The organism is Arenimonas alkanexedens (assembly GCF_054781355.1).
Genome location: NZ_BAAGUO010000001.1, coordinates 504,245 through 518,928 on the forward strand (window position 1 = coordinate 504,245; position 14,684 = coordinate 518,928).

The 14,684-nt window shown below is 68.1% G+C and carries 18 protein-coding genes; 10 read left to right on the forward strand and 8 right to left on the reverse strand.

Annotation, left to right across the window (positions count from 1 at the left end):
• Positions 1-92: 92 nt before the first annotated feature.
• Positions 93-1,070 carry an NAD(P)H-binding protein gene (locus ACYVGY_RS02290; RefSeq protein WP_460455865.1) on the forward strand — a complete coding sequence of 326 codons (978 nt, stop codon included), beginning with the start codon at positions 93-95 and terminating at the stop codon, positions 1,068-1,070.
• 25 nt (positions 1,071-1,095) lie between these two features.
• On the opposite strand, the gene ybeY is transcribed toward ACYVGY_RS02290, so the two are convergent.
• From ybeY to miaB, 3 genes are read right to left on the reverse strand one after another with little or no spacing between them, the layout of a single operon-like run.
• The gene (gene ybeY / locus ACYVGY_RS02295; protein WP_460455866.1) at positions 1,096-1,557 is read right to left on the reverse strand and encodes an rRNA maturation RNase YbeY; all 462 of its coding nucleotides are present in this window, start codon (positions 1,555-1,557) and stop codon (positions 1,096-1,098) included.
• The gene (locus ACYVGY_RS02300; RefSeq protein WP_460455867.1) at positions 1,554-2,534 is read right to left on the reverse strand and encodes a PhoH family protein; all 981 of its coding nucleotides are present in this window, start codon (positions 2,532-2,534) and stop codon (positions 1,554-1,556) included. The genes ybeY and ACYVGY_RS02300 overlap by 4 nt, the downstream gene beginning before the upstream one ends.
• Positions 2,531-3,904, reverse strand: a complete 1,374-nt coding sequence (miaB, locus tag ACYVGY_RS02305; RefSeq protein ID WP_460455868.1) for a tRNA (N6-isopentenyl adenosine(37)-C2)-methylthiotransferase MiaB — start codon at positions 3,902-3,904, stop codon at positions 2,531-2,533. Before miaB ends, ACYVGY_RS02300 begins: the two co-directional genes overlap by 4 nt.
• A gap of 96 nt (positions 3,905-4,000) precedes the next feature.
• Here miaB and ACYVGY_RS02310 point away from each other — a divergent pair, with 96 nt between their 5' ends.
• The 6 genes from ACYVGY_RS02310 to ACYVGY_RS02335 all read left to right on the forward strand — a co-directional run bounded on the left by ACYVGY_RS02310 (position 4,001) and on the right by ACYVGY_RS02335 (position 8,818).
• Positions 4,001-4,885, forward strand: coding sequence for a lytic transglycosylase domain-containing protein (locus ACYVGY_RS02310; protein ID WP_460455869.1), 885 nt, complete (start codon positions 4,001-4,003; stop codon positions 4,883-4,885).
• A 121-nt stretch (positions 4,886-5,006) separates the two neighbouring features.
• Positions 5,007-5,612, forward strand: a complete 606-nt coding sequence (petA, locus tag ACYVGY_RS02315; RefSeq protein WP_460455870.1) for a ubiquinol-cytochrome c reductase iron-sulfur subunit — start codon at positions 5,007-5,009, stop codon at positions 5,610-5,612.
• Positions 5,612-6,859, forward strand: a complete 1,248-nt coding sequence (locus ACYVGY_RS02320) for a cytochrome b (protein WP_460455871.1) — start codon at positions 5,612-5,614, stop codon at positions 6,857-6,859. Before petA ends, ACYVGY_RS02320 begins: the two co-directional genes overlap by 1 nt.
• Positions 6,852-7,586 carry a cytochrome c1 gene (locus ACYVGY_RS02325; RefSeq protein WP_460455872.1) on the forward strand — a complete coding sequence of 245 codons (735 nt, stop codon included), beginning with the start codon at positions 6,852-6,854 and terminating at the stop codon, positions 7,584-7,586. Before ACYVGY_RS02320 ends, ACYVGY_RS02325 begins: the two co-directional genes overlap by 8 nt.
• A gap of 177 nt (positions 7,587-7,763) precedes the next feature.
• Positions 7,764-8,399, forward strand: coding sequence for a glutathione S-transferase N-terminal domain-containing protein (locus ACYVGY_RS02330; RefSeq protein ID WP_460455873.1), 636 nt, complete (start codon positions 7,764-7,766; stop codon positions 8,397-8,399).
• The gene (locus ACYVGY_RS02335; protein ID WP_460455874.1) at positions 8,396-8,818 is read left to right on the forward strand and encodes a ClpXP protease specificity-enhancing factor; all 423 of its coding nucleotides are present in this window, start codon (positions 8,396-8,398) and stop codon (positions 8,816-8,818) included. Before ACYVGY_RS02330 ends, ACYVGY_RS02335 begins: the two co-directional genes overlap by 4 nt.
• Before the next feature lie 9 nt (positions 8,819-8,827).
• Here the strand turns inward: ACYVGY_RS02335 and ACYVGY_RS02340 are convergent, their stop codons facing one another.
• The gene (locus ACYVGY_RS02340; RefSeq protein WP_460455875.1) at positions 8,828-9,127 is read right to left on the reverse strand and encodes a DUF3301 domain-containing protein; all 300 of its coding nucleotides are present in this window, start codon (positions 9,125-9,127) and stop codon (positions 8,828-8,830) included.
• Between the two features lie 146 nt (positions 9,128-9,273).
• Here ACYVGY_RS02340 and ACYVGY_RS02345 point away from each other — a divergent pair, with 146 nt between their 5' ends.
• A complete protein-coding gene (locus ACYVGY_RS02345) occupies positions 9,274-10,074 on the forward strand; it encodes an FHA domain-containing protein (RefSeq protein ID WP_460455876.1) in 801 nt (266 codons plus the stop codon).
• 15 nt (positions 10,075-10,089) lie between these two features.
• Here ACYVGY_RS02345 and nadC read toward each other — a convergent pair whose 3' ends face one another.
• Together nadC and ACYVGY_RS02355 are read right to left on the reverse strand one after the other, a co-directional pair.
• Positions 10,090-10,938, reverse strand: coding sequence for a carboxylating nicotinate-nucleotide diphosphorylase (gene nadC / locus ACYVGY_RS02350; RefSeq protein WP_460455877.1), 849 nt, complete (start codon positions 10,936-10,938; stop codon positions 10,090-10,092).
• Positions 10,938-11,204: a Trm112 family protein gene (locus tag ACYVGY_RS02355; RefSeq protein ID WP_460455878.1), complete on the reverse strand. Its 267-nt coding sequence runs from the start codon at positions 11,202-11,204 to the stop codon at positions 10,938-10,940. Before ACYVGY_RS02355 ends, nadC begins: the two co-directional genes overlap by 1 nt.
• Positions 11,205-11,264: 60 nt before the next feature.
• Between ACYVGY_RS02355 and purE the strand changes: the two genes are divergently transcribed.
• On the forward strand, positions 11,265-11,771 hold the full coding sequence (purE, locus tag ACYVGY_RS02360) for a 5-(carboxyamino)imidazole ribonucleotide mutase (protein ID WP_460455879.1): 507 nt from the start codon (positions 11,265-11,267) through the stop codon (positions 11,769-11,771).
• Positions 11,768-12,916: a 5-(carboxyamino)imidazole ribonucleotide synthase gene (locus ACYVGY_RS02365; RefSeq protein ID WP_460455880.1), complete on the forward strand. Its 1,149-nt coding sequence runs from the start codon at positions 11,768-11,770 to the stop codon at positions 12,914-12,916. The genes purE and ACYVGY_RS02365 overlap by 4 nt, the downstream gene beginning before the upstream one ends.
• A gap of 69 nt (positions 12,917-12,985) precedes the next feature.
• On the opposite strand, the gene ACYVGY_RS02370 is transcribed toward ACYVGY_RS02365, so the two are convergent.
• Complete coding sequence (locus tag ACYVGY_RS02370) at positions 12,986-14,029, reverse strand: ABC transporter ATP-binding protein (RefSeq protein WP_460455881.1); 1,044 nt, start codon at positions 14,027-14,029, stop codon at positions 12,986-12,988.
• Positions 14,029-14,607, reverse strand: coding sequence for a superoxide dismutase (locus ACYVGY_RS02375; RefSeq protein ID WP_460455882.1), 579 nt, complete (start codon positions 14,605-14,607; stop codon positions 14,029-14,031). Before ACYVGY_RS02375 ends, ACYVGY_RS02370 begins: the two co-directional genes overlap by 1 nt.
• Between the last annotated feature and the right edge of the window lie 77 nt (positions 14,608-14,684).

The window sequence follows — 14,684 nt, forward strand, 5'->3', positions numbered from 1 at the left end:
AATCCGCGGCGGGCAGGGTGGCTTGCGGTCAGGCTAGTCTCGGCATATATTTCTGTCAAGACAGAAAAGACTGACAAAACTGAGACCAGCTCATGCGCGATCCTCGCAAGCAAGAACCGCCCCCTCTCCGCGTCCTGGTGCTCGGCGGCGGCGGGTTCATCGGCCGGTATGCCGTGGCGTCCCTGCTGGAGGCCGGCGTGACGGTGGCGATCGGCAGCCGGCACCCGGGACGCCTGGATCGGCGATTGCCCGAAGCGGCCCAGGCCTGCGTCCGCCACCAGGTGCGCTTCGAGCGCCTGCTGGCAGCACAAGACTGGCTGCCGCTGCTGGACGAGGCCGACGTCGTGCTGAACTGCGTCGGCATCCTGCGCTCACGCGGCCGCGAAACCTATCAGCGGGTTCACCACCTGGCGCCAGCGGCACTGGCCGAAGCCTGCCGCCGCCGCGGTCGGCGACTGGTGCATGTCTCGGCCCTGGGCCTGCAGGCACCGATGTGCAGCGGTTTCCTGCGCTCGAAGGCCGACGGTGAGGCCGCCCTGCGTCGCAGCGGGGCGGACTGCTGCATCGTCCGGCCCTCCCTGCTGGATGCCGAAACGGGTGGCTACGGCGCCGCCTGGATCCGGCGCGTTGCGCGCTGGCCGATCCACGCCCTGCCGGCGGACGCCAGCGGGCGGATTGCCGCGCTCGATGTGCGCGACCTGGGTGAGGCCCTGACGATCCTGGCCAAGCGCCCGCGTCTGGCCGGTGACGACGGTCCCGCCGAATTCGAATTGGGTGGCGAGCAAGCCTTCACGCTGGTCGACTACCTCGCCGCCCTGCGGCGGCTGCACTCGCCGCGTCCCGCCTGGCGCATCCCGGTGCCCGGCCTGCTGGCCCGGTTGGGCAGTCACGTCTGCGACCTGCTGCACCTGACACCATTCTCCTTCGGACACTGGGAATTGCTGCGGCGAGACAACGTTCCCGCCCGCAACGCGCTCCCGGAACTGCTCGGGCGGGCGCCGCGCTGCGTCATTGATTCGAAAGCGACGGATCGCAGCGGCGCGCGCGAGGGCGCGATCGCCCGCGCATGATTCGCCGAACCGCCGAACCTAGGCCTCAGTAAGGGTCGGGAAGGCCCAGGCTGGCCAGGATCTCGCGCTCCATCTGCTCCATCGCTTCGGCCTCGCGCTCGTCCTCGTGGTCCAGGCCCAGCAGGTGCAGGACACCGTGGATGGTCAGGTGGGCGTAATGAGCGGACAGCGGCTTGCCCTGTTCCAGCGCTTCTTTGGCGACCACCGGGGCGCAGATCACCAGGTCGCCCAACAGCGGCAGGTTGACGCCCTCCGGAAGTTCCACCGGAAAGCTCAGCACGTTGGTGGCGTAGTCCTTGCCGCGGTAGTGCCGGTTCAGGGCGCGGCCTTCCTTGGCGTCCACCAGCCGGATGGCCAGGTCGGCGCGCTTGATACGACCCTGCGCCGCGGCGGCGGCCCAGCGGCGCAAACTGACGGCCGCGGGCAGGCCGGCGCGGGGCAGGCCATAGCTGACGCTGACGTCGAGTTGGACCGGACCCTTGGTCATTCCTGCGATTCCTTCCCGTCGCGGGCATCGTAGGCGCGGACGATGCGTGCCACCAGTGGATGCCGCACCACGTCGTGGGCGGTGAAGAAGGTGAAGCTGATGCCCTCGACGCCGCGCAATACGTCGATCGCGTCGCGCAGGCCGGACTTCTGGTGCTTGGGCAGGTCGATCTGGCTCAGGTCGCCGGTGATCACCGCGGTGCTGCCGAAGCCGATGCGGGTCAGGAACATCTTCATTTGCTCGATGCTGGTGTTCTGGGCTTCGTCCAGGATTACGTAGGCATCGTTGAGGGTGCGTCCGCGCATGTAGGCCAAAGGCGCGATCTCGATGACGTTGCGCTCGAGCAGCTTGGCCACCTTTTCGACGCCCAGCATTTCGTACAGCGCGTCATACAGCGGCCGCAGGTAAGGGTCGACTTTCTGGCTCAGGTCGCCGGGCAGGAAGCCAAGCTTCTCGCCGGCCTCCACCGCCGGCCGCACCAGCAGCAGCCGCTGCACGCGGCTCTCGTTGAGCGCCTCGACCGCGCTGGCCACCGCCAGGAAAGTCTTGCCGGTGCCGGCTGGGCCGATGCCGAAGTTGATGTCGTGGGCGGTGATCGCCTGCAGGTATTTGGCCTGATTAACGCCGCGACCGCGCACGGTGCCGCGCTTGACCTTGATCGCCACTTCCTGCGGCTCGAAGCCATCCTCGCCGGTGATGCGTTCCAGATGGGCACTGCCGAGCTGGCTGTGGATCCGCTGCGGATCGAGCACTTCTTCGGCGGCGTCCTGGTAGAGCTTGCGCAGCAACTTTTCCGCCGCCGCCGCGGCCTTGGCCTCGCCGCTGACCCGGAAAACATGGCCACGGTTGGCGATCTCGACGCCCAGCCGAAGCTCCATCTGCCGAAGGTGCTCGTCGAAGGGTCCGGCAAGGTTGGCCAGCCTCTCGTTGTCCTCGGGTTCGAGTACGAAATCGCGGTGTACGGCGTCTTTGCTCACGAAAGCCTCGTTGGGTTGTCCCCGGCCACCGCGACGATCTCGCCGCGCAGGGAGTTGGTGCGTGCCTCGGTGATGCGCAGGTCGACGAACTGGCCGACCAGGCGCGGATGGCCCGGGAAGTTCACGTTGCGCATGTTCTCGGTCTTGCCGGTCAGCTCGCCCGGGTCGCGGGCGCTGGGTCCTTCGACCAGGATGCGTTCGATGCCGCCGACCATGGCCTCGGATATCCGCCGCGCGCTGGCATTGATCGCCGCCTGCAGCCGGTGCAGGCGCTCGCTGGCCACCGCCGGCAGTACCTCGTCGTGCAGGTTGGCGGCCGGCGTGCCCGGGCGGCGCGAATAGGCGAAGCAATAGCTCTGGTCGAAGCCGATCTCTTCGACCAGCTTCAGGGTCGCTTCGAAATCGCGATCGGTCTCGCCCGGGAAACCGACGATGAAGTCCGAAGCGATGACGATGCCGGGCTTGGCCTCGCGCAGGCGACGAATGCGCGCTTTGTACTCCAGCACCGTGTGGCCGCGCTTCATCGCCGCCAATATCCGATCCGAACCCGACTGCACCGGCAGGTGCAGATAGCTGGCGAGCTGTGGCACGTCGCGATGCGCTTCGATCAGCGCGTCCGAGAACTCGACCGGATGCGAGGTGGTGTAGCGGATGCGGCCGACGCCATCGAGGGTGGCGATGGCGCGCACCAGGGTGGCCAGGTCGGCGGTGTCGCCCTCGCTCCCGATCGGACCGCGGTAGGCGTTGACGTTCTGTCCCAGCAGATGGATCTCGCGCACGCCCTGTGCCGTCAGCTGGGCGCATTCGAGCAGGACGTCGTCGAACGGTCGCGAAACCTCTTCGCCGCGGGTGTAGGGCACCACGCAGAAGGAGCAGTACTTGCTGCAGCCTTCGATCACCGATACGTAGGCGCTAGCGCCCTGGGCGCGCGGTTCGGGCAGGCGGTCGAACTTTTCCACCTCGGGGAAGCTGATGTCTACCTGCGCCCGGCCCGTGGCGCGGCGCGCCTCGATCATCTGCGGCAGGCGATGCAGGGTCTGCGGCCCGAACACCAGGTCCACATAAGGCGCCCGTCGCAGGATGGCTTCGCCTTCCTGGCTGGCCACGCAGCCGCCGACGCCGATGATCACCGGCTTGGCGTTCTTCAAATGCTTCCACTTGCCGATCAGCGAGAACACCTTGTCCTCGGCCTTTTCACGGATCGAGCAGGTGTTGACCAGGATGACGTCGGCCTCGGCCTCGTCGTCGGTCAGCTCCAGGCCGTGTTCGGCGGCGAGTACGTCGGCCATCTTGGCCGAGTCGTATTCGTTCATCTGACAGCCGTGGGTCTTGATGTGGAGCTTGCCCCGGGCGGGCGAGTTCACGGGCATGGCGGCGGTTAATCCGTTCCGTGTGGGGCGCCAGTTTACCCCTCTCACAGGGCCAGGAAGCTTGGCTTTCGGGTCGGGTTGGAGTACATACGCGCCATGACCCTGTTTCGCTCCCTAGCAGTGGCTTGCCTGATCCTGGCTCCTCCGGCCTGGGCCGGGACGCTATATAAGTGCACCGGCGCCGACGGCATTCCCAATTACACCGGCAAGCGGGTGGCGGGCGCCAGCTGCGCGGTCATCTCCAACTACACATCGGCCGACGCGCGACCCAAGGGTCCGGCGCCGGCCGCCCCGGCGGCTGCCGTGGCGGGGGCGTCCAGCCAGCCCCGGGCCACGTCGGCGGCCCGGGTCGAATTCCGCACCGCCGCCCCCGGCCAGTCGCTGCAGGCTGCGCCCAAGGCCAGCGGCGCCCGCGTCACCCGGGGCGCGATGTATCGCTACGAGCGCGACGGCGTGACCCATTACACCAATGTCCGGCCGGCCGGCGACACCGGCGCCCGCCTGTTGTTCAGCTACGTCGAGGCCTGCTACGCCTGCGGGGTGCTGGCGGGGGTCGACTTCGGCACTGTGCGGCTCAATACCGACGCCTATGCCGCCGAGGTCCGCGCCGCCGCCGCCGAGTTCGGGGTGGACGAGGCCGTGGTCCGCGCCATCATCCACGCCGAATCGGCCTTCCGGCCCAACGCCGTGTCCCATGCCGGGGCCCAGGGCCTGATGCAGCTGATTCCCGCCACGGCCAGCCGTTTCGGGGTCGCGGACGTGTTTGACCCCAGCCAGAACATCCGCGGCGGGGTGCAATACCTGGCCTGGCTGCTGAAGCGCTACGAAGGCAACCTGACCCTGGCTGCCGCAGGCTACAACGCCGGTGAAGGCGCGGTGGACCGCCATGGCGGCGTGCCGCCCTATGCCGAGACCCAGCGCTACGTCGTGCGCGTGGGCACGCTGGCCGAACGCTACCGGGGCGCCCTGGCCAGCCGCTGAGCCGGATATCGGCGGCGTTGTGGCTGCCACGCCCGGTCCGCTACAATTGCGCGTCTTTGCGGGGGCTGGATCGCCCCGCATTTCTGTTTCCAGCCACTTAGCAAGATTTTCGGAGAGCCGGATGGCTAACGAAGGGGTCAATACAGGCCGTCGCCGCTTCCTGACCGCCACCACCGCCGTTGTTGGCGCGGTGGGCGTGGCAGGTGTCGCGGTGCCGTTCATCAGTTCCTGGAAGCCGAGCGCACGGGCCAAAGTGTCCGGCGCACCGGTCGAAGTCGACATCAGCAAGATCGATGGCGAGCCGGGCATGCGCATGATCGTGCAGTGGCGCGGCAAGCCGGTGTGGATATTCAAGCGCACGCCGCAGCAGCTGGCCGCACTGCCGACCATAAACGACCGCCTGCGCGATCCGGAGTCGGAGAACCTCGACCAGACGCCGGCCTTCGCCAAGAACATCGCCCGCTCGATCAAGCCCGAGCTCGCGGTCATCGTCGGCATCTGCACCCATCTGGGCTGCTCGCCGACCTACGTGCCCGAGCTGCAGCCGCAGGCCTTCGACAGCGAGTGGCAGGGCGGTTTCTACTGCCCTTGCCACAACTCGCGCTTCGACCTGGCGGGCCGGGTGTACCAGGGTGTGCCGGCGCCGTCCAACCTCGAGGTTCCGCCTTATCACTTCGTTGACGACAACCGCGTCATCGTAGGCGTCGCCCCCGAAGGAGCTGCGTGATGGCCAACGTAATCAACCGCACGGTCGAGTCGGTCACCGGCTGGTTCAATGACCGCACCCCGGGCCTGATCCCGGCGTACAAGAAGCACATGTCGGAGTACTACGCTCCGAAGAACTTCAACCTCTGGTACTACTTTGGCTCGCTGGCCATGCTGGTGCTGGTCAACCAGATCGTCACCGGTATCTTCCTGACGATGCACTACAAGCCGTCCGCGGCCGAGGCCTTCGCTTCGGTCGAGTACATCATGCGCGACGTCGAGTGGGGCTGGCTGATCCGCTACATGCACAGCACCGGCGCCTCGCTGTTCTTCGTGGTGGTCTACCTGCACATGTTCCGCGGCCTGGTCTACGGTTCCTATCAGAAGCCGCGTGAGCTGGTCTGGGTGCTGGGCGTGATGATCTTCCTGGTGCTGATGGCCGAAGCCTTCATGGGCTACGTGCTGCCCTGGGGCCAGATGTCCTACTGGGGCGCGCAGGTGATCATCAACCTGTTCGGCGCGATACCGGTGGTCGGCAACGGCCTGACGGAATGGATCCGCGGTGACTATCTGGTCGCCGACGCCACCCTCAACCGCTTCTTCGCCCTGCATGTGATCGCGGTCCCGCTGGTACTGCTGCTTCTGGTCGTTCTGCACCTGGGTGCGCTGCATGAGGTGGGTTCGAACAACCCCGAAGGCGTCGACATCAAGAAGGTCAAGGACAAGACCACCGGCATTCCCAAGGATGGCATCCCCTTCCACCCGTACTACACGGTGAAAGATCTGTTCGGCGCCGGCTTCTTCCTGATCCTGTTCGCCTTCATCATCTTCTTCGCCCCGACCATGGGCGGCTGGTTCCTCGAGTGGGACAACTTCATCGAGGCCGACCCGCTGGTGACCCCGGCGCACATCAAGCCGGTGTGGTACTTCACCCCGTTCTACGCGATGTTGCGCGCGATCCCCGACAAGCTGTTCGGCGTGATCGTGATGGGCGGTGCCACCATGATCCTGTTCGCGTTGCCCTGGCTCGACCGCTGCAAGGTAAAGTCCATCCGCTACCGCCCCATGCTGCACAAGATCCTTGTCGCCATCTTCGTGGTGAGCTTCGTGGTGCTGGGCTGGCTGGGTGCGCAGACCGGTTCCGATACCCAGAAGCTGGTCGCCCAGATCCTCACCGGCTACTACTTCGCCTTCTTCATCCTGATGCCGATCTGGTCCGCGATGGGCCAGACCAAGGCCGTTCCCGAGCGGGTGCCCGAGCATGACTAAGCTTCGTCTCTTCGCCCTCCTGCTGGCCTTCGCGCCCTCGCTGGGCTTCGCCGCCAGCGCCGGGCCGCTGGAATCGTCGGGCACCGATCTCAGCGATCGCGCCTCGCTCCAGCGCGGCGCCGGTCTTTACATGAACTACTGCGCCGGCTGCCATGCCCTGTCCATGCACCGCTACCAGCGGATCGCGGACGACCTGGGCCTGAGCCCGGAGCTGGTGGAACAGAACCTGATGCCGTCGCACGCCAAGATCGGCGAGAACATCAATACCGGCATCAGCGCCGGTGATGGTGACGCCTGGTTCGGCAAGGCCCCGCCCGACCTGAGCCTGGCCGCCCGCGCCCGCGCGAGCGGTCCGGACTGGATCTACAGCTATCTCAAGGGCTTCTACGTCGACGAGGCGCGCCCGCTGGGCTGGAACAACACCGTGTTCCCGGGCGCCTCGATGCCGCACGTGCTCTGGGAAATGCAGGGCATTCAGCGTCCGGTCTATGAGCAGGGCGCGGACGGCATGCCGCACGTGACCGGTCTCGAGCTGGCCCAGCCGGGTCGCCTGGACGCCAAGGCCTACGACCAGGTGGCGCGCGACATCAGCGCCTTCCTGCAGTACGTGGCCGAGCCGGCGGCGCTCAAGCGCGAGTCGGTTGGCGTGTGGGTGATCCTGTTCCTGGCCTTCTTCACCTTCATCGCCTACCTGCTCAAGGTTGAGTACTGGCGCGACGTGCACTGACCAAGGCCGGTTCCCGGCTCGTCTGAAAGGCCGCCGAAGGGCGGCCTTTCGCCGTTCAAGGGCCTGCGACGCGCCCGCCGGGGCCGCACGGCTTGCGGCGGGCGGCCCGTTTCGGGCAGGGTTAGGGCTTCCGATGACCGCTGGCAGGGGCCGGTGGCAACGTGAGAGGGGAAATCGATGGCTGCCAGTCCGCGCATCCGCAACGCCCTGACGCTGTTTTCAGCCCGTGACTGCGTGGTTTGCCACCGCGTCCGACTGGTGCTGGCAGCCAAAGGCGTCACTTACGAGTTGGTGCCGGTCGACCCGGGCAACCCGCCCGAAGACCTGGTGGACCTCAATCCCTACCATTCCGTCCCGACCCTGGTGGATCGGGACCTGGTGCTGTACGCCGCCTCGGTGGTGTCGGAATACCTGGACGAGCGCTATCCGCATCCGCCGCTGATGCCGGTGGACCCGCTGTCGCGGGCCCGCCTGCGCCTGGCCATGCTGCGCCTCGAGCATGACTGGGTGCCGCATGTGCAGGCGATCCAGAATGGCAACAAGGCCCAGGCCGACGCCGGCCGGAAGCGCCTGAAGGAGCTGCTGCTGGCGGCGCTGCCCTTGTTCAAGGCCTCCAAGTTCTTCCTCAACCCGGAGATGAGCCTGGCCGACTGCGCCATCGCGCCCATCATCTGGCGGCTGCCCTCGCTGGGCGTGGTGCTGCCCAAGGAAGCCAAGCTGATTGAGGACTACGGTATGCGGATCTTCCGCAACCCGGCCTACCTTCGCAGCCTGACCCCCGAGGAAAAAGCCCTGCGTGAGCTGCCTCAATGACCGATGAGGTCAAGCCGATGGGTTCCAATCGCCCCTACCTGCTGCGGGCGTTGAACGAGTGGATCTGCGACAACGGCATGACGCCGCACCTGCTGGTCGATGCCGTGCGCGAGGGCGTGCAGGTGCCGGCGTCGGTGGTCAAGGACGGCCGCGTTGTCCTCAACATCGCCCCGCGCGCGGTGGCGCACCTGGTCGTCGACAACCGCGAGGTGCGCTTCATGGCGCGCTTCGGCGGCGTCAGCCAGTCGGTGGTGGTGCCCGTGACGGCGGTGCTGGCGATCTACGCCCAGGAAACCGGGCAGGGCATGATGCTGCCCGAAGACGGTGCGCTGATGCCCGACGAGTCTCCCGAGCCACCGTCCGGACCGGATGCGGGTGGTGATGCACCGCGCCGCAGCCACCTGCGGGTGGTCAAGTAAGGGACTGCCTCAGGGCAGCGCGTCCTGCGCCGGCATCGGGCCCACCAGCGAGCGCAGCCGCCGGCCGTGCAACACGATGCGCCCGCCGTGGCGATCGTCGCCATTGAGCGAATACTCGAACCCGTAGTGGCGCTCCAGGCCGATCCAGCCGTCGCTGCCGCGGCGGGGCCGCATCGTCACCAGGTGCACGCTTTGGTCCAGCCACACCACGCCCGCATTGCGGCAGGCCTGACGGCCGTAGTGGGTGGCGGTTTCAGCGGCGGCGCGCCCCGCGAACCAGAAGGCAAGCAGCGCTATCGCGAGAAGCATCATTATCAGAGTGCCAAGCATGGACAGAGTGTGGGGACGCCGGGGCCCGGCCGCAAGCACACCCCCTGCCGTCTTGGCTCGCGCATGGCTAAGATAGGCCCGGATGTCGGCCCCCCGGGCCATCGCCGTTTCGCAGGAGAGCGAACATGAAGCTGGTATTTCCCAATGGCGAACATGGCCAAGTGCTGCTCAGCGCGGGGGTCAATCGGATTGGCTCGGCGCCCGAAGGTGCCGTGGTCCTGACCGAGGAAGGCGTCCAGGCCCGCCACTGCGAGATCCACGTCACCGGCACGGGCGCGAACCTGCAGGTTCCCCAGGGCGGCGGCCCGGTGTCGGTGAACGGCAAGCCGGTGGCCGACATCATGGCGCTGCGCGGTGGCGACCAGATCGGGATTGGCGAAATCGTGGTGAAGTTCGCCCTGGTGGAGCCGGCGCGCAGCGCGCCTTCGCCCGGCGTCGTCCAAGGCTCCGACGAAGACACCGGCGCCACCCGTGTCCGCATGGCGGTGCCCAAGTTCGTACTGCGCGGCGTGTCGGGGGCGGTGTTCGGCAAGGTTTTCCCGGTGGCTGGCCCGGTCGTCATCGGCCGCGCACCGGAGTGCGATATTTCCGTGCAGGCCGAGGAGATCTCGCGCCGCCACGCCTTGGTCAAGCCCTCGGGTGACGGGCTTTCGGTCGAAGACCTGGGTTCGTCGAACGGCACCTACATCAATGCCAAGCGCGTGCAGCAGGGATTCCTGTATCCCGGCGACGAACTGCGGCTCGACGCGGTCCGGTTCATCGTGGTCGCGCCGGGCATGGAAATGGCCCAGCAGACCAGCCGCATGCAGAGCACCGATCCGGTGCCGCCGCGGGCGACGCCCAGCGCGGTCAGCAAGTGGGTGCCGATCATGCTCACTGCGGCGGCGGTGCTGGTAATCGTTGCGCTGGTTCTGGGCCGCGGCTGAGCCGGGGCGTCGGCCTCAGGCCGGCGGTTCGCCCAGGCGCAGGGACAGGTCCAGCGCCTGCACGTGCTTGGTCAGCGCGCCGACCGATATGTAGTCCACCCCGGTCGCGGCAATCGCGCGCAAGCGCTCGCCGGTCACGCCGCCTGAAACTTCCAGCGGGATACGCCCCGCGGCGCGGGTTACCGCTTCGCGCAGGTCGGCGTCGCTGAAATCGTCGACCAGGATGCGGTCGCAGCCCGTTTCCAGAGCCTGGTCGAGTTCGGCCAGGGTCTCGACCTCGATGATCAAGGGCAGCGACGGATGCCGCGTGCGCGCGGCCGTGGCGGCGGCGGCGATGGAGCCGGCGGCGTGGATGTGGTTTTCCTTCAGCATCACCGCGTCGTACAGGCCGATGCGATGGTTGTTGCCGCCGCCTGCCCGCACGGCGTATTTCTGCGCCAGGCGAAGGCCCGGCAAGGTCTTGCGGGTGTCGAGAATACGGGTCCGGGTGCCGGCAACTTCGGCGACGTAGCGCGCGGTCACGGTCGCGGTGGCGCTGAGCGTCTGCAGGAAGTTGAGCGCCGGGCGCTCGGCGCTGACCACGGCCCGGGTGCGGGCATGGATGCGCACGATGACGGTACCGGCGGCTACGGCGTCGCCTTCGGCCACGTGCCAGTCCAACGCCGCCTCCGGATCGAGCGCGAGGAAACAGGCGTCGAACCAGGGCCGTCCGGCGATGACGCCCCGCTCCTTGGCAACCACGTAGGCCGTGGTCGGCACGTCGGGAAGCAGGTCCGCGGTGGCGTCGCCCGGGCCGATGTCTTCGGCCAGGGCGCGCGCCACGTCGGCCGCGACAGCGTCGGCCGGCGGCGGTGTCGGCGCCATCAGCGCGGGAAGTCGGCGATTTGGGCGGTGGCCAGGGCCTCGTCCGCCAGCAGCACCGGAATGCCGTCCTCGACCCGATAGACGAGCTTTCTGTCCCGGGTGATCAGGCCCTCCTGCAGGACGGCGGTCTGCGCGGCGCCGTCGGCACGGCTGACGCCGCCGGCGGTGATACCGGCATTGAGTGCGGTCAGCTCGGTGCTGCCGAGCGGCGCCAGCGGCTGCTTGCTGGTGGGGCAGCAGAGGATGTCGAGAAGCTTGCGGTCCATGGGCGGCTGTGTCCGGCGGGGGCTTGTGTCTAGAATAGCGTTTTGCCGAAGCCGCCTGCCATGAACCCAACAAGCCTTGCCCCGCTGGTCGGGGTCGTCATGGGCTCCCGTTCGGACTGGGACACCATGCAGCACGCCGTCGCGCGACTGGAACAGCTGGGCGTGCCGCACGAGGTGCGCGTGGTGTCCGCCCACCGCACGCCGGACCTGCTGGTCGAATACGCCAAGTCGGCGACCGCGCGCGGTCTGCGCGCGATCATCGCGGGTGCCGGCGGCGCCGCCCACCTGCCCGGCATGCTGGCGGCCATGACGCCGGTGCCGGTGCTGGGCGTGCCGGTGCAAAGCAAGGCGCTCAACGGGCTCGATTCGCTGCTGTCGATCGTGCAGATGCCGGCCGGCGTGCCGGTGGCCACCTTCGCGATTGGCGCGGCGGGCGCGGCCAACGCCGGCCTGTTCGCGGCCGCGATGATCGCGCCGGGCGACACCGCGGTGCGCGAGGCCCTGGACGCCTTCCGCAGCAAGCAGACCGGCGACGTGCTCGCGCATCCGGACCCGCGGCAGCCGTGACCACGGTCGGCATCCTCGGTGGCGGGCAGCTGGCCCGCATGCTGGCGCTGGCGGGTGCGCCCCTGGGGCTGCGTTTCCTGGTGCTCGATTCCGCGCCCGACGCCTGCGCCGCGCAGTTCGTCCCCATGCTGCAGGCCGACTATCGCGACCAGGCTGCGCTGGCGAAGTTCGCCGAACAGGTTGACGTCGCCACCTTCGATTTCGAGAACGTGCCGGCCGACAGCGCCGAGTGGCTGGCGGCGCGGGTGTCGGTGTTCCCGAATCCGGGCGCGCTGGCCGTTGCCCAGGACCGGATGGCGGAGAAGTCCCTGTTCCTTGGCCTGGGCATCCCGGTGCCCGAGTTCTCCGCCGTGGACTCGCGCGAAGGGCTCGATGCGGCGCTGGCGCAGGTCGGAACGCCCTGCATCCTCAAGACCCGGCGCCTGGGCTACGACGGCAAGGGCCAGTTCCGGATCAAAACGCCGGCCGACGCCGACGCCGCCTGGGCGGCGCTGGGTGCTCAGGCCAGCAGCGTCGGCCTGATCCTCGAGGCCTTCGTGGCGTTTCAGCGCGAGCTGTCGGTGGTGGCCGTTCGCGGACGCGACGGCGAGCTCCGGGCCTGGCCGCTGACCGAGAACTGGCACGACTCGGGCATTCTTTCTGCCAGCCTGGCGCCGGCGACGGTTGACCCGGCGCTGCAGGCGCAGGCGCTGGCGGCCGCGCGAAAAGTGGCCGAAGCCCTGGATTACGTCGGCGTGTTCGCCCTTGAACTGTTCCTGTGCGATGGCGTGCTGCTGGCCAACGAGATGGCGCCGCGCGTGCACAACTCCGGTCACTGGACGATCGAAGGCGCCGAGACCTCGCAGTTCGAGAATCATCTGCGTGCGGTCCTGGGCCTGCCGCTGGGCAGCACGCGGGCCGTCGGCCATAGCGTGATGCTCAACTGGATCGGCGCCATGCCCGCCGCGCTGCCGGTGCTGTCCGAGCCGGGCGGCCACTGGCACGACTACGGAAAATCCTCGCGCGAAGGCCGCAAGGTCGGCCACGCCACGCTGCGCGCCGATAGCACCGACGAACTGGCGGCGACGCTGGAGCGCGTTGGCCGTGCCCTGGGCCGCGAGGCGCAGACGGCGCCGGTGCTGGCAAGACTCGCCGAAACTTTGTAGCAGGGCCTTCAGGCCCGAAGCTTTTCGGCGAAAGGCTTCGGGCCTGAAGGCCCTCCTACAGGGCGCGCGTTAGTCTGCGGCGGGGAAGACGACGACGTGCGCCAGGTCGGGCTTCACCCGCACCCGGTCGCCGGGCTCGCGCTGCTGGTGGCTTGGGAACAGCGCCATCAGTGCGGTGCCGTCGGCCAGTACCAGCGTGTGCAGGGAGTCGGCGCCGCGGAAGGCGACGGCGCGGACGATGCATTCAATGCCCTCGTCGTCGCTGGGCATCAGGTCGTCGGGCCGCAGCAGCACCCGCACGCGGCTGCCTGGCGCGTAGGGCAACGGATGTTCGAGCGCGAGGTCACCGAGTGCGGTGGCGATGCGGTTGCCCTCGAGCACGCGCGCTTCCAGGAAACGACCCTCGCCCACGAACGAGGCGACGAAGGGCGTAGCGGGGCGATGGTAGAGCTCGAATCCGGGCGCCCACTGCAGCAGCACGCCGGCATTCATCACGCCCACGGTGTCGGCGAATGCGAACGCCTCTTCCTGGTCGTGGGTGACCAGCAGCGCGGCGATGCCCAGGCGCTTGAGCACGGCGCGCAGGTCATCGCGCAGGCGGCCGCGCAGGTCGGCGTCGAGGCTGGAGAAAGGTTCGTCAAGCAAAAGTAGGTCCGGCCGCGGCGCCAGCGAGCGTGCCAGTGCGACGCGCTGCTGTTGGCCGCCGGAAAGTTCGTGCGGATAGCGATCCGCGAGGCCGTCCAGGCCAATCAGCGACAAGGTTTCCAGCACCCGCGATTCCCGCGCATCGCGCGCCAGGGCCTGCAGGCCGAAGCTGACGTTCCTGGCCACGGTAAGGTGGGGGAAAAGCGCAAGGTCCTGGAACACGAAGCCGAGGCCGCGCTGCTCGGGCGGCAAGGACAGCGCATCTCTTCCGCGTAAAAACAGCTTGCCCGCGTCCGGTGCGTGGAAGCCGGCGATCGCGCGCAACAGCGTGGTCTTTCCGCAGCCACTGGGCCCCAACAGGCAGCCCAGTTCACCGCGCTGCAGCGACAGCCCCAGCCCGCGCACGGCTGGCTGACCCGCATGACTGCAGGACAGCCCGTCGATCGCGAGCAGGGGCGTGTCCGGCATCAGGCCATATTGCCGGCGACGAAGTCCCAGTTGACCAGGTTCCAGAACGCCTCGACGTACTTCGGGCGGGCGTTGCGGTAGTCGACGTAGTAGGCGTGCTCCCAGACGTCGCAGGTCAGCAGGGCGGTGTCGCTGCCGGTCAGCGGCGTGGCGGCGTTGGGCGTGCTGACCAGGGCCAGCGAGCCGTCCGGACGCTGCACCAGCCAGGCCCAGCCGGAGCCGAAGGTGGTCAGCGCGGTCTGGGTGAACTGCTCCTTGAACGCCGAGAACGAACCAAAGGCCTTGTTGATGGCTTCGGCCAGCTTGCCGGTCGGCTCGCCGCCGCCGTTGGGCTTGAGGCAGTTCCAGTAGAAGGTGTGGTTCCAGACCTGGGCGGCGTTGTTGAACATGCCGCCCTGGGCCTTGCGCACGATGGCCTCGAGCGCCATATCCGCGAACTCGGTGCCTTCGATCTGCTTGTTGAGGTTGGTGACGTAGGTCTGGTGATGCTTGCCGTAGTGGAAGTCGATCGTCTCACCCGAGATGTGCGGCTCGAGGGCGGTGCGGTCGTAGGGCAGGGCGGGAAGTTCAATGGCCATGGGGGATCTCCGTTTTTGTGGGCGGGGCGCCGGCAGGCGGCGCGTTGGCTCTATAATTCTAGCCCTTCGCGCGCCCA